At 71.3% G+C, this 23,611-nt stretch carries 24 protein-coding genes and 2 riboswitches; of the genes, 7 read left to right on the forward strand and 17 right to left on the reverse strand.

Annotated features, from left to right (window positions below; all coding sequences use genetic code 11):
• Positions 1–41: 41 nt before the first annotated feature.
• A riboswitch (cobalamin riboswitch) is annotated at positions 42–107 on the forward strand.
• A 55-nt stretch (positions 108–162) separates the two neighbouring features.
• Together ACIRON_RS09865 and ACIRON_RS09870 are read left to right on the forward strand one after the other, a co-directional pair.
• Positions 163–378, forward strand: a complete 216-nt coding sequence (locus ACIRON_RS09865) for a CbtB-domain containing protein (protein ID WP_402992150.1) — start codon at positions 163–165, stop codon at positions 376–378.
• Positions 378–1,154 (forward strand): CbtA family protein, encoded by a 777-nt coding sequence (locus ACIRON_RS09870; protein WP_402992151.1) that lies wholly within the window; start codon positions 378–380, stop codon positions 1,152–1,154. The genes ACIRON_RS09865 and ACIRON_RS09870 overlap by 1 nt, the downstream gene beginning before the upstream one ends.
• A gap of 10 nt (positions 1,155–1,164) precedes the next feature.
• Here ACIRON_RS09870 and ACIRON_RS09875 read toward each other — a convergent pair whose 3' ends face one another.
• The 6 genes from ACIRON_RS09875 to ACIRON_RS09900 all read right to left on the reverse strand — a co-directional run bounded on the left by ACIRON_RS09875 (position 1,165) and on the right by ACIRON_RS09900 (position 9,656).
• Entirely contained in the window at positions 1,165–1,812 is a 648-nt protein-coding gene (locus ACIRON_RS09875; RefSeq protein ID WP_402992152.1) for a (2Fe-2S) ferredoxin domain-containing protein, read from the reverse strand.
• A 50-nt stretch (positions 1,813–1,862) separates the two neighbouring features.
• A complete protein-coding gene (locus ACIRON_RS09880; protein WP_402992153.1) occupies positions 1,863–2,615 on the reverse strand; it encodes a cobalt-precorrin-6A reductase in 753 nt (250 codons plus the stop codon).
• Positions 2,612–4,204, reverse strand: a complete 1,593-nt coding sequence (locus tag ACIRON_RS09885) for a cobyric acid synthase (RefSeq protein WP_402992154.1) — start codon at positions 4,202–4,204, stop codon at positions 2,612–2,614. The genes ACIRON_RS09880 and ACIRON_RS09885 overlap by 4 nt, the downstream gene beginning before the upstream one ends.
• Positions 4,201–4,986: a precorrin-6A synthase (deacetylating) gene (cobF, locus tag ACIRON_RS09890; RefSeq protein WP_402992155.1), complete on the reverse strand. Its 786-nt coding sequence runs from the start codon at positions 4,984–4,986 to the stop codon at positions 4,201–4,203. Before cobF ends, ACIRON_RS09885 begins: the two co-directional genes overlap by 4 nt.
• Positions 4,983–8,591 (reverse strand): cobaltochelatase subunit CobN, encoded by a 3,609-nt coding sequence (gene cobN / locus ACIRON_RS09895; RefSeq protein ID WP_402992156.1) that lies wholly within the window; start codon positions 8,589–8,591, stop codon positions 4,983–4,985. The genes cobF and cobN overlap by 4 nt, the downstream gene beginning before the upstream one ends.
• A gap of 33 nt (positions 8,592–8,624) precedes the next feature.
• A riboswitch (cobalamin riboswitch) is annotated at positions 8,625–8,742 on the reverse strand.
• Entirely contained in the window at positions 8,742–9,656 is a 915-nt protein-coding gene (locus ACIRON_RS09900) for a winged helix-turn-helix transcriptional regulator (RefSeq protein ID WP_402992157.1), read from the reverse strand. Its footprint overlaps the riboswitch before it by 1 nt.
• A gap of 115 nt (positions 9,657–9,771) precedes the next feature.
• Between ACIRON_RS09900 and ACIRON_RS09905 the strand changes: the two genes are divergently transcribed.
• Positions 9,772–11,019, forward strand: coding sequence for an MFS transporter (locus tag ACIRON_RS09905; RefSeq protein WP_402992158.1), 1,248 nt, complete (start codon positions 9,772–9,774; stop codon positions 11,017–11,019).
• A gap of 4 nt (positions 11,020–11,023) precedes the next feature.
• Here the strand turns inward: ACIRON_RS09905 and ACIRON_RS09910 are convergent, their stop codons facing one another.
• Genes ACIRON_RS09910 through pcaH form a run of 6 tightly spaced genes read right to left on the reverse strand, consistent with a single transcriptional unit; the run spans position 11,024 to position 16,793 of the window.
• Entirely contained in the window at positions 11,024–11,587 is a 564-nt protein-coding gene (locus ACIRON_RS09910) for a GNAT family N-acetyltransferase (RefSeq protein ID WP_402992159.1), read from the reverse strand.
• A gap of 10 nt (positions 11,588–11,597) precedes the next feature.
• Positions 11,598–13,046, reverse strand: a complete 1,449-nt coding sequence (locus ACIRON_RS09915; RefSeq protein ID WP_402992160.1) for a phytoene desaturase family protein — start codon at positions 13,044–13,046, stop codon at positions 11,598–11,600.
• A gap of 9 nt (positions 13,047–13,055) precedes the next feature.
• Entirely contained in the window at positions 13,056–14,207 is a 1,152-nt protein-coding gene (locus tag ACIRON_RS09920) for an alpha/beta fold hydrolase (RefSeq protein ID WP_402992161.1), read from the reverse strand.
• Positions 14,207–15,463 carry a lyase family protein gene (locus ACIRON_RS09925; protein ID WP_402992162.1) on the reverse strand — a complete coding sequence of 419 codons (1,257 nt, stop codon included), beginning with the start codon at positions 15,461–15,463 and terminating at the stop codon, positions 14,207–14,209. The genes ACIRON_RS09920 and ACIRON_RS09925 overlap by 1 nt, the downstream gene beginning before the upstream one ends.
• An 8-nt stretch (positions 15,464–15,471) precedes the next feature.
• The gene (gene pcaG / locus ACIRON_RS09930) at positions 15,472–16,035 is read right to left on the reverse strand and encodes a protocatechuate 3,4-dioxygenase subunit alpha (RefSeq protein WP_402992163.1); all 564 of its coding nucleotides are present in this window, start codon (positions 16,033–16,035) and stop codon (positions 15,472–15,474) included.
• On the reverse strand, positions 16,032–16,793 hold the full coding sequence (gene pcaH / locus ACIRON_RS09935; RefSeq protein WP_402992164.1) for a protocatechuate 3,4-dioxygenase subunit beta: 762 nt from the start codon (positions 16,791–16,793) through the stop codon (positions 16,032–16,034). The genes pcaG and pcaH overlap by 4 nt, the downstream gene beginning before the upstream one ends.
• An 85-nt stretch (positions 16,794–16,878) precedes the next feature.
• Between pcaH and ACIRON_RS09940 the strand changes: the two genes are divergently transcribed.
• The 3 genes from ACIRON_RS09940 (at position 16,879) to ACIRON_RS09950 (ending at position 19,771) form a co-directional block, all read left to right on the forward strand.
• The gene (locus ACIRON_RS09940; RefSeq protein ID WP_402992165.1) at positions 16,879–17,622 is read left to right on the forward strand and encodes an IclR family transcriptional regulator; all 744 of its coding nucleotides are present in this window, start codon (positions 16,879–16,881) and stop codon (positions 17,620–17,622) included.
• Between the two features lie 296 nt (positions 17,623–17,918).
• The gene (cobT, locus tag ACIRON_RS09945) at positions 17,919–18,968 is read left to right on the forward strand and encodes a nicotinate-nucleotide--dimethylbenzimidazole phosphoribosyltransferase (RefSeq protein WP_402992166.1); all 1,050 of its coding nucleotides are present in this window, start codon (positions 17,919–17,921) and stop codon (positions 18,966–18,968) included.
• Positions 18,968–19,771 carry an adenosylcobinamide-GDP ribazoletransferase gene (locus tag ACIRON_RS09950; protein WP_402992167.1) on the forward strand — a complete coding sequence of 268 codons (804 nt, stop codon included), beginning with the start codon at positions 18,968–18,970 and terminating at the stop codon, positions 19,769–19,771. Before cobT ends, ACIRON_RS09950 begins: the two co-directional genes overlap by 1 nt.
• Here ACIRON_RS09950 and cobU read toward each other — a convergent pair.
• Positions 19,768–20,307 (reverse strand): bifunctional adenosylcobinamide kinase/adenosylcobinamide-phosphate guanylyltransferase, encoded by a 540-nt coding sequence (gene cobU, locus ACIRON_RS09955; protein WP_402992168.1) that lies wholly within the window; start codon positions 20,305–20,307, stop codon positions 19,768–19,770. The genes ACIRON_RS09950 and cobU overlap by 4 nt on opposite strands.
• Positions 20,308–20,343: 36 nt before the next feature.
• On the opposite strand from cobU, the gene ACIRON_RS09960 reads away from it, so the two are divergent.
• The gene (locus ACIRON_RS09960; protein ID WP_402992169.1) at positions 20,344–21,132 is read left to right on the forward strand and encodes a metallophosphoesterase family protein; all 789 of its coding nucleotides are present in this window, start codon (positions 20,344–20,346) and stop codon (positions 21,130–21,132) included.
• 34 nt (positions 21,133–21,166) lie between these two features.
• Here the strand turns inward: ACIRON_RS09960 and ACIRON_RS09965 are convergent, their stop codons facing one another.
• From ACIRON_RS09965 to ACIRON_RS09980, 4 genes are read right to left on the reverse strand one after another with little or no spacing between them, the layout of a single operon-like run.
• A complete protein-coding gene (locus tag ACIRON_RS09965; RefSeq protein WP_402992170.1) occupies positions 21,167–21,928 on the reverse strand; it encodes an ABC transporter permease in 762 nt (253 codons plus the stop codon).
• Entirely contained in the window at positions 21,925–22,710 is a 786-nt protein-coding gene (locus tag ACIRON_RS09970) for an ABC transporter ATP-binding protein (protein WP_402992171.1), read from the reverse strand. Before ACIRON_RS09970 ends, ACIRON_RS09965 begins: the two co-directional genes overlap by 4 nt.
• Positions 22,707–23,078 (reverse strand): DUF1048 domain-containing protein, encoded by a 372-nt coding sequence (locus tag ACIRON_RS09975; protein WP_256328641.1) that lies wholly within the window; start codon positions 23,076–23,078, stop codon positions 22,707–22,709. The genes ACIRON_RS09970 and ACIRON_RS09975 overlap by 4 nt, the downstream gene beginning before the upstream one ends.
• Before the next feature lie 2 nt (positions 23,079–23,080).
• Positions 23,081–23,410, reverse strand: a complete 330-nt coding sequence (locus ACIRON_RS09980) for a PadR family transcriptional regulator (protein ID WP_402992172.1) — start codon at positions 23,408–23,410, stop codon at positions 23,081–23,083.
• Positions 23,411–23,611 lie beyond the last annotated feature (201 nt).

The raw sequence follows: 23,611 nt of genomic DNA on the forward strand, positions 1-23,611 counted from the left end.
CCGAGGTCGGATCTCGGCTATGATCCCCCAAACGGACATGAGGAAGCCGGTGGAACTCCGGCACAGTCGCGCTACTGTGACACCGCCTCGCGGCGGTGGAGTCAGACCCGAATGTCCGTCCAACCCCAACGAACAGGGACGCATCATCCCTGAGGAGGACATATGTCGCAGCACGCTGTGGCGCCCGTCGCCGGCGCCGCCCTGCCCACCATCCCACTCCGTGAGCTCGCCCCCTGGGCGCTCTTCTTCGGTCTGCTCGGTCTCCTGGTGATCTTCTTCATCAGCGCCGACCAGGGCGCGGTCTCGATCCCGTCCGGCACGCTCATCCACGAGTGGGTCCATGACGGTCGTCACCTGCTCGGTTACCCCTGCCACTGATGAGCGCGCGTGCATTTCTCGTACGCGGCCTGCTAGCTGGACTCCTCGCCGGAGTCGCCACCTTCCTGGTGGCGTACTCCGTCGGTGAGCCGCAGGTCGGCGCTGCCATCGCGTTGGAAGAAGCCGGCGCCGACGGTCACTCGCACTCGCATGCGACCGAGGAGGCCGAGGGCGGTGAGGAGGCCGCTGAGGTCTCCCGCACCAACCAGAGCACCTGGGGGCTGCTGACCGGCACCCTGGCCGTCGGCGTCGCGCTCGGGGGCATCCTCGGGCTGGTCGCCGCAGGCACGATGGGTCGTCTCGGACGGCTCACGCCGGGACAGTCGACGGCGCTCGTCACCCTGATCGGGTTCGTCGCCGTCGCCCTGGTGCCCTTCCTCAAGTACCCGGCGACCCCACCGGCGGTCGGCAGCGGAGACACCATCGGGGTCCGCACCGCGGTCTACTTCGCCTTCCAGGCGCTCTCGGTCGTGGCGGCGGTGGTCGTGACGTACGCCGCCGTGCGGCTGCGCGGGCGGCTCGGCACCTATGCCGCCGTGGTCGGCGCGATCGCGGCCTATCTGGTCGTCATGGTCGTCGCCGGGGAGCTCTTCACGACGGTCAACGAGGTCGGGGACTTCCCGGCCGACACGTTGTGGTTCTTCCGTCGGGCCTCACTGATCACGCTCGCCACGATGTGGGGCGTGCTCGGAGTGGCGCTGACCGGACTGGTCATTCGTCTGTACGCGGCAGAGCGCGCTGTCGCGGAGCGGAAGGCACTGGCCGCGAGCCTGTGACCTGATCGGGCTAGCGGGGGAGGCGGTAGGCCTCCACCGGGCGGCCGTCGGCCAGGTGATCACGCACGATCACCCGGGCGGCGGCCGCTTCCACGTTGCCGTACCAGACATCGTCGGGCTGGACGCTGAGCACCGGCGCCTGGTTGCACGGGAACTGGCAGCCGGTGTGGGTGATCAGCAGGTCGTCGTCGCCGAGACCGGCCTCCATCGCGCCCAGGATCACGGCCCTGGCGGTCTCCTCCGAGCCCTTCGCGGTGCACCGCGGGCCGCGGCAGATCAGGACCTGGCGTACGTGGTCGGGGACCCGCTCCCACGCGGGAGAGGTGAGTCCGGGCTCGGTGCCGGTGATCGGCCGGGGGTCATGGAACGTGAGGTCGTCGCGGGTGGTGGCCAGGCGGGTCACGACCTGGATCTCGGGGCGGTCTCCGGAGCGTTCACGCCACCAGTGCGCGGCGATCCGGCGCAGCCAGGAGTGGCCGGGGGCGAGCGGGCCGAGGCTGACGCCGGCCAGGGTGATCGTGGTGGCGCCCTCATCGGCGAGTCGGGTCAGCTCGCGGGAGAGCGACGGGTCGCCCATCTGCAGGAAGGCGAGGTCGGCGGCGTGCTCGTCGGCCCAAGTGCGCAGGTCATCGCGTCGGTCGACGTCGGTCACGGACATACCGACGAGGATTCTTGCCTGTGAGTCAGGATCCGACCTTGTGAAGTCGTTCACGAGGTCGGATCCTCAGTCATAGCGCCCGCCGACCGCAGCACCCAGGACACCGCGTCGTCGACGTCGTTGACCGTCGTGACCTCCCCGGGCCCACCGGGGCGCCGCACCACGACCACCGCGAGCCCCAGCTCGGCAGCGGCCTCCATCTTCGGCCACGTGTAGGTGCCGCCGGAGTCCTTGGTGATGAGCACGTCGGTCCCGTGCTCTTGCATCAGCGCCAGCTCGCCGTCGAGGTCGTACGGTCCGCGGCTGGTCAGCAGCGTCCATGCCTCGGGCAGCTCGAGCTCCGGCCGGTCGACGACGCGGGCGAGCGCCGCGTGCCCGGCCAGGGCCGGGACGAACCGGGCGAGCTCCTGGCGACCGACCGTGATGAACGGACGTTCCCCCAGTTCAGCGGCGAGCTCGGCGGCCTGGTCGTGGGTGTCGACATAGACCCAGGACGGGTCCGCCGGCCAGCCCGGCCGCTCCAGCCTGAGCAGGGGGTGTCCGGTCTGTGCGCAGGCCGCCGCCGCGTTGGCCGAGATCCCGCGCGCGAACGGATGCGTCGCGTCGACCACGGCATCGAACTGGTCGAGAGCCCCCCTCAGGCCCTCGACCCCGCCGAACCCCCCGATCCGGACCTTCCCCACAGGCAGCCGCGGCCGCGCCACCCGCCCGGCCAGCGAGGACGTGACATCCACCCCCGCCTCGACCAGCCGCGCCGCCAGATCCCGCGCCTCCCCAGTCCCGCCCAGGATCAGAAGCCTCACCGGATCCCCCCGCTGGTCGACCCGTCGTCCACCCCGCTGGTCGAGCCGCCGGAGCCGCTAGGCGGAGGCGTGTCGAGACCAACACGGTCCGCTGTCGCGCTCGATGGCACTGTGTTGGTCTCGACACGCTCGCTGGCGCTCGCGGCTCGACCAGCGGTCCCCCGAGCGAGGTCGAGCAGGGCGTCGACGTCGAGGTGCTCCTCCACGAGGTCACCGATCAGGTCGAGACGGCGCTCGCGGGCAGCCGGGAAGGAGACCTCGGACGGGGCCCGGTCGAGCGTCGCCTCGAGGAAGGCGCCGCGCAGGGCGTCGCCCTCCAGGCTGCCGTGCCACATCGTGCCGAAGACGTTGCCGGCCCGGGCTCCGCCCAGGAACGCCTCAACGCCGTCGCCCCGGGTGATCCGGCCGTGGTGGATCTCGTAGCCGCTCGCCTCGACCCCGAGCGCGGACCCGGTGGGCAGGCGGAGGTTCTTGGCGGGGGTGAAGTCGGTGCGTACGTCGAGCAGGCCCAGCCCCTCGACCTCCGCTACCGCGCCCTCGACGCCGGAAGGATCGGCGATCACCCCGCCGAGCATCTGGAAGCCACCGCAGATCCCGAGGAGCGGGCGTCCGCGGCGTACGTGCTCGACGATCGCGACGTCGAGGCCACGCGAGCGGAGCCAGGCCAGGTCGCTGATCGTGGACCGGGTCCCGGGCAGGACGACCAGGTCGGCATCGGCGACGTCGGCCGGCGAGGAGGCGAAGACGACATCGAGGTCCGGTTCCAGGCCGAGCGCGTCGACGTCGGTGAAGTTGGAGATCCGGGGGAGGCGTACGACCGCTACCTTGCGGGTGGCACCGGCTTCCGCACGCCGCCCGTCGAGGTCGAGCGCGTCCTCGGAGTCGAGCCACAGCGACGGCTCCCAGGGCAGTACGCCGAAGACGGGACGCTCGGTGAGCGACTCCAGCGACTCGAGCCCGGGCTTCAACAACCCGAGATCACCGCGGAACTTGTTGATCACAAAACCGCTGATCAGAGCCTGGTCCTCGGGCTCGAGGAGGGCCAGGGTGCCGTACATCGCCGCGAACACCCCGCCCCGGTCGATGTCGCCCACGACCACCGTCGGCAGCCCGGCGTGCCGCGCGAGCCCCATGTTGACGTAGTCCCCGGCCCGCAGGTTGATCTCGGCCGGGCTGCCCGCTCCCTCCGCGACGATCACGTCGAAGCGAGAGGCGAGATCGTCGTACGCGGCATGGGCCGCGGTCGCCAGATGCCGGCGCCCCGCCTCCCAGTCGTGCGAGGACACCTCGCCCGCGGGATGCCCCATCAGCACGACGTGGCTGCGGCGGTCGGAGCCGGGCTTGAGCAGCACCGGGTTCATCGCCGGCTCCGGGGTGACCTTCGCGGCGCGGGCCTGCACCCACTGGGCTCGGCCGATCTCGGCCATCGCGCCCTCCGGTCCGGCGCAGACCATCGAGTTGTTGGACATGTTCTGCGCCTTGTAGGGCGCCACCTTGACGCCGCGGCGGGCGAACGCCCGGCACAGCCCGGTCGTCACGACCGACTTGCCAGCATCCGAGGTGGTGCCGGCGACCAGCAGCCCACTCATGCTTTCGGTGCCCGCAGGAGGTAGATGTCCATCACCCAGCCCGACGACTCGCGCAACCGTGCCCGAGCCGACTCGATCGCCGGGAGGACCTCGCCGACCACCCCCGCGACCAGCTCTTCCTCACGGGTGCCGAGGTTTCCGCCCCACCAGATCCGCCAGTCCTCGAGCCCGGGGAGGTCGACGACCCGGTTGAGCATCACCACGAGGTTGTCGTGCCCGGCCTCGACGGCATCGAGCACCGCGCGGCCGGTGGTGACGTAGAGCGGGCGCCCGACGTCGTGGAGCACGAGGCGGTGGCGCGCGGCGAGCAGCTGCACCGAGGAGATCCCGGGGATGACGTCGACCTCGACGTCGAGCTGCGCGGTGATCTGGTCGACGACCCGGATCGTGGAGTCGTAGAAGGCCGGGTCACCCCAGACCAGGAAGCCGACGTCGCCGGGGTTCTCGGCGAGCACGGCGAGATACTTCTCGACCCGGGCCCGGTGCCAGGCAGCCACCGCGGCCCGATACTCCGCGTCGGTCCCGGTGAACTCCTCACGCCGCTCGCGGGGCGCGTCGGCGACCTTCACCACCCGCGCGGGAGCGGCCAGATGGCGGTCGAGCAGCTCCTCGCGGGCCCGCACCAGCGGGTCGGGCATGCCCTGCTTGACCGTCCCCGACTTGTCGGTGACCAGGAAGTAGTCGACCGACCGCATCGCGGCCACGGCCTCGAGGGTGACCTGGTCGGGGTCACCGGGGCCGACCCCGATGATCTTGATCCGACGCTTGCCAGAAGAACTCATTCCTCCTCCAGGTCACCTTCGATGTCGAGATAGATCTCCTGCATGGCCGCGACGACCTCGGGGTCGGGCTCCTCCCACAGACCCCGCTCGGCCGCCTCGTGCAGCCGCTCCACGATCCCGCGCAGCGCCCACGGGTTCGAGGATCGCATGAACTCCTGGTTGGTCTCGTCCAGGACGTACTCGCGGGCGAGCTTCTCGTACATCCAGTCCTGCACGACGCCGGCGGTCGCGTCGAAACCGAAGAGGTAGTCGACCGTCGCGGCCAGCTCGAAGGCGCCCTTGTAGCCGTGGCGCTGCATCGCCGAGATCCAGCGCGGGTTGACCACGCGGGCCCGGAAGACGCGGTTGGTCTCCTCCTGCAGCGTGCGGGTCTTGATGGCGTCGGGGGAGGTGGAGTCGCCGACGTACGCCTTCGGCTCGCTGCCGGTCAGCGCGCGGACGGTGGCGACCATGCCGCCGTGGTACTGGAAGTAGTCGTCGGAGTCGGCGATGTCGTGCTCGGCGGAGTCGACGTTCTTGGCGGCGACCTTGATCCGGCGGTAGTTGGCGCGCATGTCGTCGGCCGCCGGGGCGCCGTCGAGGTCGCGGCCGTAGGCGAAGCCGCCCCACGCCGTATAGACCTCGGCGAGGTCCTGGTCGGAGCGCCAGTTGCCGGCCTCGATGACCTGCAGGATCCCGGCACCGTACGAACCCGGCTTGGAGCCGAAGATCCGGGACGTCGCGCGGCGCTGGTCGCCGTGCTCGGCGAGGTCCTCGAGGGTGTGCGCGCGGACGAAGTTGTCCGCGGCCGGCTCGTCGAGGTCGGCCACCATCCGGACCGCGTCGTCGAGCATCGAGACGATGTGCGGGAACGCGTCGCGGAAGAACCCGGAGATGCGTACGGTCACGTCGATCCGGGGCCGCCCGAGCTCCTCGAGCGCGATGACGTCGAGGTGGGTGATGCGGCGAGACGCCTCGTCCCACTCCGGTCGCACCCCGAGCAGCGCGAGCACCTCGGCGACGTCGTCGCCGGAGGTACGCATCGCGGAGGTGCCCCAGACGGAGAGGCCGACCGAGGTCGGGTAGTCGCCGGTCTCGTCCAGGTAGCGCTGCAACAGCGAGTCGGCCATCGCCTGCCCGGTCTGCCACGCCAGCCGCGAGGGCACCGCGCGCGGGTCGACGGTGTAGAAGTTGCGTCCGGTGGGAAGTACGTTGACGAGCCCCCGCAGCGGCGAGCCCGACGGTCCCGCGGGGACGAAGCCACCGTCGAGCGCGTGCAGGACGGCGGACAGCTCGTCGGTCGTCCCGTTCAGCCGCGGCACCACCTGCTCGGCGGCGAAGACGAGCACCTGCTGCACGGCCGGGTCGTCGTGGAGCGTCTCGGCGACCGCCGGGTCCCAGCCGGCCGCGTCCATCCGCTCCACCAGGCCGCGAGCCTGGGTCTCGATCTCGTCGACGGCCCGGGTGTCGGCGCCCTCCTTGAGCCCGAGCGCCGCCCGCAGCCCGGGCACGGCGCCTCCGACGCCGCCCCACACCTGCGCGGCGCGCAGGATCGAGAGCACCAGGTTGACCCGCGCCTCACCCTCCGGTGCGGCCCCGAGCACGTGCAGCCCGTCGCGGATCTGGGCGTCCTTGATCTCGCAGAGCCAGCCGTCGATGTGGAGCATGAAGTCGTCGAAGTCGTCGTCCTCGGGCCGCTCCTCCATGCCGAGGTCGCGGTGGAGCTCGGCGGCCTTCATCAGCTGCCAGATCTCGCCACGGATGGCGGGCAGCTTGGCCGGGTCCATGGAGGAGATCCGGTCGTACTCCTCCATCAGCCCTTCCAGCCGCGCGATGTCGCCGTAGGACTCGGCGCGCGCCATCGGCGGCACCAGGTGGTCGATGATCGTGGCGTGCGCACGGCGCTTGGCCTGGGCGCCCTCGCCGGGGTCGTTGACCAGGAACGGGTAGATCAGCGGCATGTTGCCGATGGCCGCGTCCGGGCCGCAGGACGCCGAGAGCGCGGCGTTCTTGCCGGGCAGCCATTCCATCGAGCCGTGCTTGCCGAGGTGGACCACGGCGTCGGCCCGGAAGCCGTTCTCCAGCCAGCGGTAGGCACCCAGATAGTGGTGGCTGGGGGGAAGGTCCGGGTCGTGGTAGATCGCCACCGGGTTCTCGCCGAACCCGCGCGGCGGCTGGATCAGGATGACGATGTTGCCCGCCTGGAGCGTGGCCAGGACGAGCTCGCCCTCGTCGTTGACGAACAGGTTGCCCGGCGTCGGCCCCCAGGTCTCGACCATCTGTTCCCGCAGCTCAGCAGGGAGATCCTCGGTCCAGGCGTCGTAGTCGGCCTTCGAGATGCGGACGTGGGCGTCGGTCAGCTGCGCGTTGGTCAGCCACTCCTCGTCCTGGCCGCCGGCGGCGATCAGCGCGTGGATCAGCGCGTCGCCGGCAGCGGTGTCGGAGCCCTCTTCAGTCGAGCCAGCGTCGAGGATGCGTACGACCTCGTTGTCGGTGCCCAGGTCGTAGCCCTCCTCGCGGAGCCGGCGCAGCATCCGGATTGCGGAGACCGGGGTGTCGAGGCCGACCGCGTTGCCGATGCGGGCGTGCTTGGTCGGGTAGGCCGACAGGACCAGGGCGAGGCGCTTGTCCTGGTTGGGCGTGTGCCGCAGGCGGGCGTGGTTGACCGCGATCCTGGCCACTCGTGCCGTGCGCTCGGGGTCGGCGACGTAGTGGGGGAGACCCTGCTCGTCGAGCTCCTTGAACGAGAACGGCGCGGTGATGATCCGCCCGTCGAACTCGGGGATCGCGATCTGGTTGGCCGAGTCGAGCGGCGTGACGCCGTCGTCGGAGGCCTCCCACTCCGCGCGCGAGCTGGTCAGGCACAGGCCCTGGAGCACCGGGATGTCGAGCGCCGCCATCCGCTCCACGTCCCAGGCCTCGTCCTCGCCGCCGGCGCTCGCCGAGGCGGGCACCGAGCCGCCGGCCGCGAGCACGGTCACGATCAGCGCGTCCAGGGTGCCGAGCGCCTCGTAGAGGTCGTCGGGGGCGGAGCGGAGGGAGCCCGCGAAGACGGGTACGCCGGTGGCCGTGCCGGTCGCGTCGATGGCGTCGGCCAGCGCGTGCGCGAACGCGGTGTTCCCGCTGGTCTCGTGGGCGCGGTAGTAGAGCACCCCGATCCGGGGCTTCGCGCCATCGGCAGCTCCAGGGCGCTCCGCGAACCCCCAGGCCGGGACGATGGCCGGCGGCTCGAACCCGAACCCGGTCAGCAGGACCGTGTCGGAGAGGAAAGCGTGCAGCTGGGCGAGGTTCGCCGGACCACCCTCGGCGAGATAGCGGTGTGCCTCCGCGGCGACGCCCATCGGGACGGTGGAGTGCTCCATCAGCTCGGCGCTCGGCTGCTGCTCGCCGCCGAGGACCACCACGGGGGTGCCGCGCTCCTTGACGGAGCTCAGCCCGTCCCACAGGTCGCTCGGCGAGCCGAGGAGCCGGAAGACGACCAGATCGGCCTCGGCGACGACGGCCTCGAGGTCGCTCGCCCGCGACGGGTTCGCCCAGGTGTAGTCGGCGTCGCTGGCGCGGGCCGAGAGGAGGTCGGTGTCCGAGGTGGACAGAAGGGCGATACGTACGCGTGCAGAGTCGGCCATGCCGAGTTCCTCCTAGGGGTTCTCGCCCCGTCGATCGGTCGGATAGCCCGCGGCCAGTGTCTGGCTGTGTCCGTGCTCGGCACGGACAACACAGTGGCGGAACCGCCCCGGACTCTCACCGGGTTCCTGCACCACGAGCGTGCTCGCAGCCTACCTCCTGGGCTGCTGCGTCCTCGGGCCGGTAGCGTCGGTGGCGGAAGTTCGTTCGTTGAGAACAGTGAGCATGTCTTCGACTGATCCGCCCGGGTCGGTGATCGGGGCCTGGACGTGCCGCACGACGCCGGCCGGGTCCAGGAGGAGCGAGACCCTCTTGAGCCGGTCAGCGCCGCCGGCACGGAAGACCGGCAGCCGATAGGCGCCCGCGGCAACCCCGTCGGCGTCGGAGGCGAGGTCGTACGGCAGGTCGGCATGTTCCGCGAACGCGGCCAGCTGGTCGGGGCGCTGGGTGCTCACCCCGACCACACGGGCGCCGAGCGTCGTGAAGTCGGAGTAGTGCTCGGCGTACGTCTGGCACTCCAGCGTGCAGCCCCGGGTCCCGGGGATATCGCCCCAGCCCGGGGGGTAGCCGTGGCTCTTCGGCGCATAGGCACCGGGGAAGAAGAAGGCGACGGTCCAGGTGTCCTCGCCGGTCAGGCGGAGGCGGGTGTCGCGGTGCGACGTGATCTCGACGTCCGGCGGCGTCGTGCCGAGCAAGTCCTCGAGACGGCGCTCCTCGTCCGGTCCGGCGGTCGCGGTCAGGGTGCCGTCGCCCATGACGTACCGCGTTCCCCACTCCTGGAGAGCGACCAGGACGGGCAGTAGCCCGCGGCCGCGCCCGGTCAGCTGGTAGTCGTAGCGCAGCGGGCGGTCGGTGTAGGCGTGCTTGGCCAGGACGCCGTCGGCGACGAGCGAGTTGAGCCGCTCTGTGAGCGCGCGACGGCTGAGCCCGAGCTCACGGACCAGGCCGTCGAACCGGGTCACCCCGGCGGCGCACTCGCGCACGATCAGCATGCTCTGCCAGTCGCCGATGATTCCGAGCGCCTGCGCGATCCCGCAGTCGGCGTCGGTGAGGTCATCGCGGCGCATCGGCGTCTCCTTGATCGGTCGGGCAATTCGGGTGGCGGCCTCGGTGCATACATGGTTGCATATAGTTCCAATTTGGAACTCACTTGGAAGGGCTCGGATGGAAGAGGTATGCCGCGTGGCGCGGTCATTCTGGCTTTACTGGTCCGCCGGCACCTTGAGTGGCGTAGGGACCGCGGTCACTGCCGTCGCACTGCCGCTGACCGCGGTGACGGTGCTGGGGGCGAGCGCGTTCGAGATGGGGCTGCTCGCGGCGGCCGGTTATCTCTCCTGGATCCTCATCGGCCTGCCCGCGGGTGCGATCGTGCAGCGACTCCCGTTGCGCCGCGTACAGGTCCTCGCGGATCTCGCGCGCGCCGCCGCGATCCTCAGCGTTCCGTTGGTGTGGTGGGCAGGCGGCCTCACGCTGGTTCAGCTGCTGGTGGTCGCGCTCGCGGTCAACTTCGCCGAGGTTCTCTTCTTCGCCGCGAATACGACGTTCCTGCCGAGCGTGGTCCCGAAAGAGCAGCTGACCAGCCGGAACAGCCTCATCTCCGGCACTCACGCCGCGACCCAGCTGGGTGGGCCGTCGCTCGGCGGTGTGCTTGTCCAGGTGATTGGCGCCGTCCCCGCGCTGTTCGTCGATGCTCTCTCGTACCTCGGCTCGGCGATCCTGCTGCAACGGCTTCCCGAGCGTCGTCAGCCCCAGGGCGACACCTCGGAGTCGATCGCATCGATGGTGGCCGAGGGTTGGCGGTTCGTGACCCGGCACCCGGTGATGGCGCCGGCCACATGGTGGGCCTGTGTGGTCAACTTCGTGTGCGGCGTTCAGCTCGCGCTGTTCGCCTACTACCTGGTCCACGAGCTCGACACCCCGCCCGGTCTCGTTGGCATCCTGCTCGCCTCCGAAGGCATCGGCTCGCTGGTCTTCGCCGCGATCACACCCTGGCTGGTTCGTCGATTCGGCTCCGCCAGGGTGCTGATGTTCGAGGGCCTGCTCGGTGCGGTCGGGGCGGCGGTGATCCCGCTCGGCAGCGGCTGGGTCGGCTGGGTCTGCTTCGCTGCCGGGAACCTGCTCTTCGCCGGCAGCGTCGTGCCGGGCAGCGTGGTCACCCGGACCTACCGGCAGGTCGCCAGCCCGCCGGAGCTGCTCTCACGCGTGATGGCGACCGTGCGGTTCGTGTCGTGGGGAGTCATTCCGATCGGCAGCCTCGTGGCCGGCCTGAGCGCGGAGCTGATCGGTCCCCGTCTCACGCTCCTCGTATCCGCAGCGGTGCTCCTGCTCGGGCCGGTCGTTCTCTGGGGGAGCCCGATCCGCACGCTGCGCAACCTCGAGGACTTCGAGGAACCGGGAGCGAAGGTCGGCCTGTCCGCCGCCGACAGGTGAGGTCCTATCTGCTCTGCTCGGACACCGACCAGGCCTCGCGGGTGATCTCGTACTCGACCTCGCCGTCGGCGTGCCCGGCGAGCGGTTCCTCGAAGGTCTCGTGGAACGCGCGTACGAAGCTCATCCCGACCGACACCATGGTCGCGCGTGAGGCTTCGTTGACGGCCATCGTCTGCGCGATCACCCGATCGATCCCGAGGTCCTCGAACCCGTGACGGAGCAGCTCGAGCGAGCCCTCCTTCGCGTAGCCCCTGCGCCAGTGGCGCTGCGGAAGCCGGTAGCCGAGCTCGGCGGCATCGGTGCGCGGCGGGCTGTCGGGCGGCTCGAACATGTAGAGCCCGACGGCCTCACCGGTGACGTAGCCGATCCACTTGCCCTGCCCCTCCGTCTCCTTCGCCACTCGGATCCACTTGTGCATCCGCTCCTCGGTCTCCGCAGGCGTGAGCGCGCGGGTGAACAGATGGCGCAGCACCACCGGGTCGGAGTTGAGCTCGACCAGGAACGGCAGGTGCTCTTCGCTCAGTGGGACCAGATCGAGGCGCTCGGTGCGCAGTCGGGCTTGCGGCATGGGTGCGACGTTAGCCAGGACGTACGTCGGTGGCACCTGGTTTCCCCGTCGCCGCCAGGTGGCGCAGGGCGCGGTGGGCGGCGTGGTAGCCGCACATGCCGTGGACGCCGGCACCGGGCGGGGTGGCGGCGGAGCAGAGGAACATCCCGGGGATGCCGGTGTCGTAGCCGGCGAGGGTGGGCCGGACGATGAGCTGGCGCAGGGTATTGGCGCCGGTAGAGATGTCACCCCCGACGTAGTTGAGGTTGTACGCCGCGTAGTCGGCCGGTGCGGTGACATGTGTTGCCACGATCCGGTCGCGGAAGCCGGGGGCGAAGCGCTCGATCTGGGCGAGTACCGCGTCGGTGGCGTCGTCCTCGTAGGCGTGCGGGACCTGCGCGTAGGCCCAGACCGGGTTGAGATCTCCAGCTGAGCGGGATGGGTCGGCGACGTACTGCTGACCGAGCAGCACGAACGGGCGCTCCGGCATCCGGCCCGCGGCGATCTCCCGCTCGCTGGCCGCCACCTCGGCGATCGTCCCGCCGAGATGGACGGTTCCCGCGCGGCCGACCTCGGGGTCACGCCACGGGATAGGCCCGCGGACCGCCAGGTCGAGCTTGTACGCCGCGGGGCCGTGCTGCCACCTCCGCATCGCCCGGCGCGGGCGCTGGGGGAGGGCGGCGCCGGCGATGTCGGCGAAGCCGCCGGGGCTGGTGTCGAACAAGGTGACATCGGCGTCGGGAAGATCAGCGAGGTTGCTGACGGTGGTGCCGGTGACGACGGTGCCGCCCAGCTCCTCGAGACGCTCCGCCATGGCGAGGGTGATCGCGTGGGAGCCGCCCTCGGCGACCGGCCACCCGAGGCGATGCCCGCTGAGAACCAGCATGGTGCCCACGGCGGCCGTGCCCGGGCGCTCCAGCGGCTGGAACGCATGCGCCGCGCACCCGGCGAAAAGGCCCTTCGCCGCCTCCTCGCGGAAGGCCCGCGCGAGCACAGCGGCCGGTGGAGCGGCGCGCATCCCGAAGCCGGCCAGGCGGAACGGATGCCGGGGGAGTCGCACCATCGGGCCGAGGACGTGGTCCGAGATCGCGTCCCACCCGCGGACGACCGGGCCGAAGAGCTGCTGCCAGCGCTGGCCGTCGACGCCGAGGCCCGCGGCTGTCGTCTCGAGCGAGCGGTGCAGGAGCGCGGCCGCGCCCGAGTCGAGCGGGTGGGCGAGCTCGATCTCGGGAAAACGCCAGGTCAGGCCGTACTTCTCCAGCTCGAGGCCGCGCAGGAACGGCGAGGCCAGGCCGAGCGGATGGATCGCCGAGCAGATGTCGTGGCGCAGCCCGGGCAGGGTCAGCTCGGCGGTGCGCGTCCCGCCGCCGACGGTCTCAGCGGCCTCGAGGACCGTCACCCTCACGCCCCGCTGTGCGAGCACGATCGCAGCCGCCAGGCCGTTGGGCCCGGCGCCTACGACGGTCGCGGCGCTGGACATGGCGACAACCTATTCGTTCAGGACCCGGTTGGCGACGGCAAAAGCGGTGTTGGCCGCCGGCACCCCGACGTAGATCGAGGTCTGCAGGAGCACCTCGATGATCTCCTCGCGGGTCAGCCCGTTGGTGAGCGCGGCGCGGAGGTGGAACTCGAGCTCCTCGAAGTGGCGCCCGGCCACAAGGGCGGTGAGCACGCCGATCGAGCGGTCCCGGCGGGCGAGGCCGGGGCGGGTCCAGATCGTGCCCCAGGCGTAGCGCGTGATCACGTCCTGGTAGTCGCGGTTGACGTCGGTGATCGCGGCGGTGGCCCGGTCGACGTGGTCGTCGCCGAGCACCTGGCGGCGTACGTTCATCCCGGCCGCGTAGGCCGGGTCCGAGGCCGTCACGTGGGAGCTGATCAGGGTGGAGACGGCGTGCGGCGCCTCGGCGGGGGCGAGGTGGCCGACGGCGTCGAGGCTGACGAGCCGCCCGTTGCGCACCCCGACGGCGATCTCCTCGAGCGAGGCCGGCGGGGTCGGGGCGTCGTCGACGCCCGCGATCGCCAGGATCGGAGCGGCGATCTCGGCGAGCCGGCCGCGGACGTCGTACGCCGCCAGTGCCTCGCAGACCAGCGCGTAGCTCTCCGCGTCGGCGTCGCGCAGCGAGTGGAGCAGCGCACCGCCCCGGGCGGGCTCGCGTTCGAGGAAGCCGGGGGCGAACCAGCGCTGGGTCGAGCCGGCGATCTGTGAGGCGGTGCCGGCCTTGCGGACCGTCGCTGCCCGGTCGTTCCAGCCCTCGGGCTCGCCGATCTTGGCGCCGGTGTTGGTGAGCACCGCGGCACTCACCCGGGTGGGTGCGTCGAGCAGGAGCTGGAGGCCGACGGCTCCGCCGACCGAGTCGCCGGCGTAGGCGAAGGTGCCGTGGCGCTGGCCCCGGTCGGTGAGGACCCGGTCGACGCAGGCGAGCACGCCCGCCGCGAGGTCGGCCATGGAGAACACCTCGCCGGCCGGTGCGCCGTGGCCGTGGCCCGGGAGCTCCCAGCCGATGACGTGGAAGCTGTCCGCGAGCAGCTCGGCGGTGGCGGCCCAGAGCGTGGTCACCGAGGTGCCGAGGGACGGGCCGACCACCAAGATCGGCTTGCTCGGGTCTCCGCCCAGCTCGACGGGGGTGATCCTCGGGGTCATCACAGGTCCTTCCAGGTCTGGTGGGCGCGGGCGACCGCGGAGTCGATGAGGGCGTCGGTCGCCCCCAGATAGTCGTCGAGACCGGTCGCGGCACCGGAGCCGGCCAGGATCTCGCCCCCCACGAACCCGGTCAGCGACCGCTGCTCGGCCAGCAGGTCAGCACCCGCGGCCTCGGCGGTGGCGCGCATCCGGGCCGCGTCGACGCGGAGCCCGGCGAGGAGCTCGGTGGTCTGCGAGGCGGCGACGGCGCTGCGGCGGGCGAGGGTCGACAAGGTCTCCCACTCGACGTGCCAGGCGCCGTCGGGGCGCTCGTCGACATAGCTCGCCGCCGCGGTGTGGAGGGTCGCGGCCAGCGGGGGAGCGGCGAGCGCGTGGCGACGGATGAGGACCGAGAGCACCGGGTTGGACTTGTGCGGCATCGTCGAGGATCCGCCGCGCCCCTCGCCGGCCGGCTCGGCGAGCTCGCCGATCTCCGGGCGGGTCAGCAGGGTGATGTCGGTGGCGATCCGGCCCCAGGCGTCGGCCGCGGTGACCAGTGCGTCGGCGGCCGCGGTCAGCGGGGCGCGGTTGGTGTGCCAGGGGGCTCGCGAGGTCAGTCCGAGCGTCGTCGCCGCGGTTGTGGTCGCTTCTTGCGCGGCGGCCAAGGGATCGCCGAGACCGCGGAGCCGGGCCAGGCCGACGACCGCCGCCAGGGTGCCGGCCGCGCCGCCGATCTGGGCGGGCAGCGACGTACGGGTCCGGCGAAGGGCCTCGGCGGCATCGCTCAGGCCGGAGAGCCAGGTCGCGGCCTTGAGCCCGAAGGTGATCGGCACCGCGTGCTGGGTCAGGGTGCGTCCGGACATCACCGTGGCGCGGTGCTCCTGGGCAAGACCGACCAGCGAAACGGCGTGCGCGGCGAGCTCGTCCTCGACCCGGTCGAGCACGTCGGCGAGACAGAGCACGAGCGCGGTGTCGACCACGTCCTGGCTGGTCAGGCCCTTGTGGAGCCACCGGGCGGCCTCACCGTCGAGCCTTCCACGCAGCAGCTTGACGAGGCCGATGACGGGGTTACCCCCGGCCTCGGCGCCCTCGGCGAGCCCTGGGAGGTCGTCAGCGGAGACCAGGGCGGCCAGCGGCGTACGTGCTTCCTCCGGGGCGATCCCGGCGGAAGCGACAGCGGACAGCCAGGCCTCCTCGACCCGCACCATCGCGGCGAGGTAGGCGGCCTCGGAGAAGAGGTCCCCGGCGCGTTCCTCGCCGGGCCACAGCAGCGACATTCGACTCCTCAGCCGTAGGTGAGAAAGGTGGTCTCGCGGTCGCCCTGGAGGTGGATGTCGAACCGCAACCCCGTCGCGTCCGCAGTTGCCACCAGCGTCGCACGCTCGTCCTCGGAGAGCGAGACCAGCAGGGGGTCGCCGCTGTTGGCGGGGTGCTCGGGCAGGTAGATCCGGGTGTGCAGCTTGTCGAGCAGGCCACGGGCGAAGAAGGTGACGGCGAAGAACGGCGCCGCGCCCTCCTCGGACGGGCCGGGCAGCACCGTCGAGAACGTGTAGTGCCCGTTCAGGTCGGTGTCGGCGCGGCCCCAGCCGGTGAAGGTCCAGCCGTCGCGGTGCAGCGACCCCTCGGCCTGCGGGATGTTGCCCTCGGCGTCGGCCTGCCAGATCTCGAGCAGGGCGTCGGGGATCGGGTTGCCGGCGCCGTCGTAGACATGGCCGTGCAGCCTGATCGCGTCGGCGTGACCGGCCGGGACCAGGTCGGCGTCGCCCTCGTAGGGGAGCGCGTAGCCGAAGAAGGGGCCGATGGTCTGGCCTGGTGTCGGGCTCTGCGAGTTCTTGGGAGAGGTGGTCACAGGTCGCCCTCCTCGGGCTCGGTCCAGGTGCGGCTCGGGCCGGTCAGGACGATGTCCCAGTTGTAGCCCATCGAGTACTCGGGGGTGGAGAGGTCGTGGTCGTAGCTCGCCACCAGAGCGTCACGATCCTTCTGCGACGTGATCGACTGGTAGATCGGGTCGAGCGCGAAGAGCGGGTCGCTGGGGAAGTACATCTGCGTGATCAGCCGCTGCGTGAACGCACGCCCGAAGAGGGAGAAGTGGATGTGCGCCGGCCGCCAGGCGTTGATGTGGTTGCCCCACGGGTACGGGCCGGGCTTGATCGTCTGGAATCGGTAGCGCCCCTCGGAGTCGGTGATGCAGCGGCCGACGCCGGTGAAGTTGGGGTCGAGCGGCGCCGGGTGCTGCTCGTGCTTGTGGATGTAGCGGCCGGCGGAGTTCGCCTGCCAGATCTCGACGAGCTGGTTGCGCACGGGGCGTCCCTCGCCGTCGGTCACGCGGCCGCTGACCGTGATCCGCTCGCCGATCGGCTCGTTGCTGCCGGCGATGGTCAGGTCGGCCTCGAGCGGGTCGACGTCGGAGTTCCCGAAGCACGGGGCCCACAGCTCGATGGTCTCGGGGTCCGCGTGGCGCGGGTCCTTGGTGGGGTGGCGCAGGATGCTGGAACGGTAGGGCGGGTAGTCCAGCAGAGGCTGACGTACGTTGCGGCCCTCGGCATCTGCCTCGATCTTCTCGATCTCGGCCGAGAGGTCGGCTTGAGTCTCGGTGGTCGCTGTCACGTTCCGAACGCTAGGTGGCGGAGGCGTACGATGAAAGCACGGGCTTCCGCTGAGCGAAAGACTCTATGGGAAAGGGGTGGGGCGAATGGCAGGTGGTAGCGGAGGTCGCACGGTCGCCTCGCGCGTCCTCGGTCTCGTCGGCGCCTTCGACGCCGGCCATCGCCGACTCACGCTCAGCGAGCTCGCGGCTCGCGCGGACCTCTCCCTCCCGACCGCCCACCGCCTGGTCACCGAGCTGGTCGAGTGGGGTGCTCTGGTGCGCGAGGAGGACGGGACGTACGTCGTCGGCCGCCGGCTGTGGGACGCCGGCCTGCTCGCGCCGGTCGCCACCGACCTGCGCTCGGTCGCGGCCCCGTTCCTCCACGACCTCTACGGGGCGACGCTGGAGACCGTCCACCTGGCCGTCCGCGAGGACGACCACGTGCTCTACCTGGAGACCCTGCGCGGCACCCGCAACGTACCCATCGTCTCCTCGGTCGGCTCGCGCCTGCCGATGTACTCCACCGGCGTCGGCAAGGTGCTCCTGGCCCACGCGCCCGAGGACGTACGCAACCGGGTGCTGGCCGGCCCGCTCCGACCGTTCACCCGCCACACCATCACCACCCCCGGCCTGCTGCGGCGCCAGCTCGACCGGGTGGTCACCGAGGGCTACGCGACCACCGCCGAGGAGATGACTCTCGGCGCCTGCTCGGTCTCGGTCCCGATCACCACCGGCTCCGGCGTCGTCGGCGCCCTCGGCATCGTCGTCTCCGACCTCCGCCGCAACCGCCTCCGCCTTGTCTCCGCCCTCAAAGTCTCAGCCCAAGGCGTCTCCCGCGCCCTCCCCTAGCCGCCCCGCCGAATCTGCACTTGTGGCGGGGGGGGGGGGGGGGGGGGGGGGGGGGGGGGGGGGGGGGGGGTCGGGGCTCGGCAGCTCCACCGGCGTGTCGGCCCCTCAAGCGGCCCCAGGCGGGGGGGGGGGGGGGGGGGGTGGGGAGGGGCCGCCCCCGCGCCCCCCCCCCCCAACCCGGCTGTGGGGGGGCCCGCGAGGGGCCCCGGCGGCCCCCACCCCCCCCCCCCCCCCCCCACAACTGCAGTCTCGGCCGCCATAACTACCTTCTCGGCGGGGTGGGGTACCTTGCGCTGGTGACGATCCAGACCCCGAACGACGACGTACGCCGCGCAGCCGCCGAGCGCCTCGGAGCACTCGCGACACCTCCCGGAGCCCTGGGTCGGCTGGGAGAGCTGGCGGTCTGGGTGGCCGCGTGCCAGGGCGAGGTGCCGCCGCGGCCGGTCGAGAACGTACGCCTGGTGATCTTCGCCGGGGACCACGGTGTCGCTCAGCACGGGGTCTCGGCGTTCCCACCGGCGATCACGGGCGCGATGGTGCGTACGTTCCTGGGCGGCCGGGCCGGAGTGAGCGCGCTCGCCAAGGCGCACGGCGTCCAGGTCCGGGTGCTCGACCTCGGTGTCGACGAGGAGTTCGCTGACCTCGACGCGGCGACCCGGGAGGCGCTGACCGCGCACAAGATCCGGCGAGGGAGTGGCGCGATCCACCTCGAGGACGCGCTGAGCGCCGAGGAGACCACGGCCGCGCTGGAGGCCGGAGCCGCGGTGGCCCGCGAGGAGATCGCGGCCGGTGCGACGCTGCTGATCAGCGGCGACATGGGCATCGGCAACACCACCCCCGCGTCCGCGATGGTGGCCGCCGGGCTCGGACTGCCCGCCAGCGAGGTCACCGGCCGCGGCACCGGTATCGGCGACGACGCGCTGCGTCTGAAGTCCGACGTGATCGACGCCGCCCTCGCTCGTGCCGGCGAGCGCACCGCTGACCCGATCCAGACCCTCGCCGCGCTCGGCAGCGCCGACCTCGCCGCGACCACCGGCTACCTCCTCGAGGCCGCCCGTCAGGGCACCCCGGTGCTTCTCGACGGCCTGATGAGCGTCGCCTGCGCCCTCACCGCCGACCGGATCGAGCCCGGCGCCGCGGCCTGGTTCGCCGCCGGCCACCGCTCCACCGAACCCGCTCAGTCGATGGCCCTGGAGAAGCTCGGTCTGGTGCCGCTCCTCGACCTCGACCTGCGGCTCGGCGAGGGCTCCGGCGCGGTCGCCGCCGTGCCTGTCGTACGCAGCGCCGTCGCCCTCCTGCGCGACGTCGCCCTGCTCTCCGAGCTCGCGCCGGGAGACCCTGCCTGATGCTCGTTCCGCCGAAGCGGAGCCCGAGGCAATTGTTACGGGACGCCTGGCGTCTCGCGGTCGGCACGCTGACCGCGGTGCCCGTGCCTCCTCCCGAGCACGTCGACCGCCGTCGCGCCGCGGTGGCGATGGCGGTCGCACCCCTGGCCGCGCTGCCGCTCGCGCTGGGTGCGGGCGCTATCGCACTCCTGGGACAGCTCGCCGGGCTACCGCACCTGGTCACCGCCCTGCTCGCGATCGGCGTCGTGGTCGTCGGCAACCGGGCGCTCCACCTCGACGGCCTCGCTGACACGGTCGATGGGATGGCCGCCTCCTACGACCGCGAGCGCTCGCTGGCGGTCATGAAGACCGGCACCTCCGGCCCGGCCGGCGTCACTGCGATCGTCCTCGTCCTCGGACTCCAGGTGGCCGGGCTGGCCTCGGTGCTGGGAGGGGAGGTCGTACGTTCCTCGGTGCTCGTCGCTGTCGCCGTCTGCGCCTCGCGCGCGGCGCTGTCGCTGTGCTGCACCCGCGGGATCGCACCGGCGCGTGAGGACGGGCTCGGGCGTACGTTCACCCAGACCCTCCCACCCTTCGTCACCGTTCTCGTCTGGGCCGTCGTCGCAGCCGCGCTCGCCGGCGCCGGCACCTGGGCCGGTCTGCCGTGGTGGAGGGGAGCCCTCGCCGTCGCTCTCGCCGCGGCCGTCGTCGGCGCGCTCGTCCTGCGGGCGATCCGGCGGTTCGGGGGAGTGACCGGCGACGTCTTCGGCGCGGCCGTCGAGGCGGCGTTGGCGACCATCCTGGTGACCCTCAGCGCCGGCTAGAGCTTCAGCACCCGTCCGGCGATGACGAGGTGCACCTCGTCGCAGGCCGCGGCCAGTCGCTGGTTGACCAGCCCGAGCAGGTCGCGGAAGAGGCGGCCCGAGCGATGGGCTGGTACGACCCCGAGGCCGACCTCGTTGGTCACCAGCACCACGTCGCCGTCGTCCCGGTCGAGGACCGCGGCCGCGTCGTCGACGAGCGCCGAGACCGCAGCGGTCGCCTCCTCCGAGGTCGCCTCCCACAGCCCGCGCGAGTCCATGACGGCGGTGAGCCAGGTGCCCAGGCAGTCGACCATCACCGCGTCGCCCGCAGCCAGCCCCTCGGCCAGCGCCCCCGCGAGGTCCCGCGACTCGACCGTCCGCCAGCGCTCAGGCCGTCGGGCCCGGTGTGAGGCCAGCCGCGCGGCCCAGTCGGGATCCGGCTCCTCCTCGAGCGTCGGCCCCGGCGCGACGTACGCCACCGACGGCGCAGCCGCGAGCAGCGACTCGGCGTGCCGCGACTTCCCCGACCGCACCCCACCCGTCACCAGAATCCTCACCGGGCCAGTCTCCCAGTCATCGCATAGCCTGCGCCCATGACCCCAGAGCGCATCGCGCTGATCTCGGACGTACACGGGAATCTCACCGCCCTCGAAGCCGTCCTCGCGGACATCGAGGCACGTGGGATCACCAGGATCTTCAACCTCGGCGACTACGTCGGCAAGGGCCCGCGCGGACGCGAGGTCGCCGAGATCTGCCGGGAGCGGTGCGAGGTCAACATCCTCGGCAACTGGGAGGACTTCCTGCTCGCCCCCGAGCCCGACTTCGGCCGCGAGTCGGTCGGGCTGATGTGGTGGCGGCTCCAGGCGTGGGAACAGGCCGAGTGGCTGCGTACGCTCCCGTTCTCCCACGACTTCCTCATCAGCGGACGGAGGGTCAGGCTCTTCCACGCCTCCGAGGAGACCGTCCACCGCCGGGTCAGGTTCGACCACGACGAGCAGGAGTTCCTCGGCCTGTTCCAGAACACCGAGGCCACCGGCTTCGACCGGCCTGAGCCCGACATCGTCGGCTACGCCGACACCCATGACCCCTACTACGAGACCGATCGGGACCGGCGCACCGTCTTCAACACCGGCAGCGTCGGCAACTGCATGAGCGACCCGACCCCGGTCTACGTCATCCTCGAGGGCGTGATGGACAGCGACCAGGAGGCACCGTTCGGCATCCAGTGGGTCCGGGTTCCCTACGACGCGGAGGCCGAGATCGCGTACGCCGCTGAGGAAGGCATGCCCGAGCTCGAGGAATACACCTACGAGCTGCGGACGGGCTTCTATCGGGGCAACCTCAGGGACGGCGAGCAGCCGACCTACCACCGCAAGGGGTAGATCGGCTCTTCACCGCTCCTGAAACCTGAAGCCGTCAACTGATCTTGCGCCGGTAGACAGCCATGGCGGCGACGTAGGAGGCGACCAGGATGCCCACGCACCAGGCCAGCGCGACCCAGATGTCGTCACCGACCGGCTGCCCCGCGAAGAGCGACTGGATGGTGTTGACGATCGAGGTGACCGGCTGGTTCTCGGCGAAGGCGCGCACCGGCCCGGGCATCGTCTCCGTCGGCGCGAACGCCGAGCTGATGAACGGCAGGAAGATCAGCGGGTAGGAGAACCCGGTGGCCCCCTCCATGGTCTGCGCCGCCAGCCCGGGGATGACCGCGAGCCAGGTCAGCGCCAGCGTGAGCAGCGCCAGGATCCCGGCGACCGCGAGCCAGGCGCCCAGGTCCGCCGAGGTGCGGAACCCCATCACGAACGCAACACCGAGGATGATCACCATGGTCAGCATGTTGGCCACCATCGAGGTCCCGACATGCGCCCACAGCACCGCCGAGCGGGCGATCGGCATCGACTGGAACCGCTCGAAGATGCCGCTCTTCATGTCGGTGAAGAGCCGAAGTGCGGTGTACGCGATGCCCGAGGCGATCGCCATGACCATGATCCCGGGGAGCACGTAGTTGACGTAGTTGTCGGTGCCGGTCCGGATCGCCCCGCCCAGCACGTAGACGAAGAGCAGCATCATCGCGATCGGGGTGAGCGCGGTGGTGATGATCGTGTCAGGGCTGCGGGTGATGTGTCGCAGCGAGCGCCCCAGCAGGGTGCCGGCGTCGGCGAATGCGTGCTTGGTCATGACTGTCCTCCTTGATGGGTGCCTGCTTGGGTGGAGCCGGTGAGCGAAAGGAAGATTTCTTCCAGCGACGGCTGCTTCTCGACGTACTCGACCTTCGCCGGCGGCAGCATCGCCTTGAGCTCGGCGAGGGTGCCGTTGGCGATGATCGTCCCGCCGTGCAGGATGGCGATCCGGTCGGCGAGCTGCTCGGCCTCCTCCAGGTACTGCGTGGTGAGCAGGACGGTGGTGCCCTGCGCGGTCAGCTCGCGAACGACCCGCCACACCTCCAGCCGCGCCTCCGGGTCCAGCCCTGTGGTCGGCTCGTCCAGGAAGATGACCGACGGCGAGCCGATCAGCGACATGGCGATGTCCAGCCTCCGCCGCATACCACCGGAGTACGTCGCGACCTTCCGGCCGCCCGCCTCGACCAGGTCGAAGCGCTTCAGCAGCCCATCGGCCACGTCGCCGGGGGAGGGGAGGTGGCGAAGCTTCGCGACCAGGATCAGGTTCTCCCGCCCGCTCAGGATCTCGTCGACCGCCGCGAACTGGCCGGTCAGCGAGATCGCCTCCCGCACCCGCTGCGCCTCCTCGACGACCGAGGCATCCTCGACCAGCGCCGCGCCTGCATCCGGTTTCAGGAGCGTCGAGAGGATGCGTACGGCCGTGGTCTTTCCGGCCCCGTTGGACCCGAGCAGCGCGAAGATCGTGCCCCGCGCCACCTCGAAGTCCACGCCCCGCAGGACCTGGTTGTCCTTGTAGGACTTCTCCAGACCCCGTACGGAGATGGCAGCTGTCGCGCTCATGACTCGTCCTCCTTGTTGATGGTGTCGATGGCGTCGTTGAGTCGGGCGCGCTCCTTGTTGATCCAGGCACCCTCGGAGTAGTTCCTGGCGAACTCCTCGGCGAACTCGACCGGGTCGTCGCCCACGATCGCGCTGACCGGGGTGCCGTCGGCGGCGCCCTGCTCGAAGAGCTCGAGGAGGTCCTCGGCCATCGCGGTCACGATCGCGCCGTCGGCGATGCCGGCGGAGTACATCAGGTAGCGCTCGACCGCGTCGTGCGCCTTGCGGTGGCTCTCGGGGAGCTGCTGCTTGCGGGCCTTGAGCTGCCGCCAGCGCTTCTTCAGCGCGAGCTCGCCGACGACGGCCTCGAACATTGATCGGATCGACATGCTTACTTTCCTTCCGTACGGAGGTTCTCCAGCCGGTCGGCCAGGAACCCCCAGGTGGTCCAGAACTCTTCGAGGTGCTTCTCGCCGTCCGTGTTGAGCGAGTAGACCTTCCGCGGCGGCCCCTTCTCGGACGGCCGCTTCTCGACGTCCACCAGTCCGTTCTTCTCGATCCGGACCAGCAGCGCGTACACCGTGCCCTCGGCGATCTCGGTGAACCCCTGGCTCCGCAGCCAGGTCGTGATCTCGTATCCGTACGCCGGGTTGCCGGTCAGGAACGCCAGCACGATCCCCTCCAGCGTCCCCTTGAGCATCTCGGTCATCTGCTTGCCCATCGGGCACCTCCTTCACTACTCAGTGTTGCTGACTACCAGTACATAGTAGCGCTGAGTAGTGATCGAAGGTCAAGTCCTTATCGCGAGCGGAGATGCCAGCGGGGGGGGGGGGGGGGGCCCCCCCCCGCGCCCCCCCCCCCCCGGGGGCGGGGGGGGGGGGGGGTGGGGTGGGGGGGGGGGGGGGCGGGGCGGCCCCGGGCG

This window comes from Nocardioides sp. NPDC101246 (assembly GCF_044767415.1).
Classification (GTDB): Bacteria; Actinomycetota; Actinomycetes; order Propionibacteriales; family Nocardioidaceae; genus Nocardioides.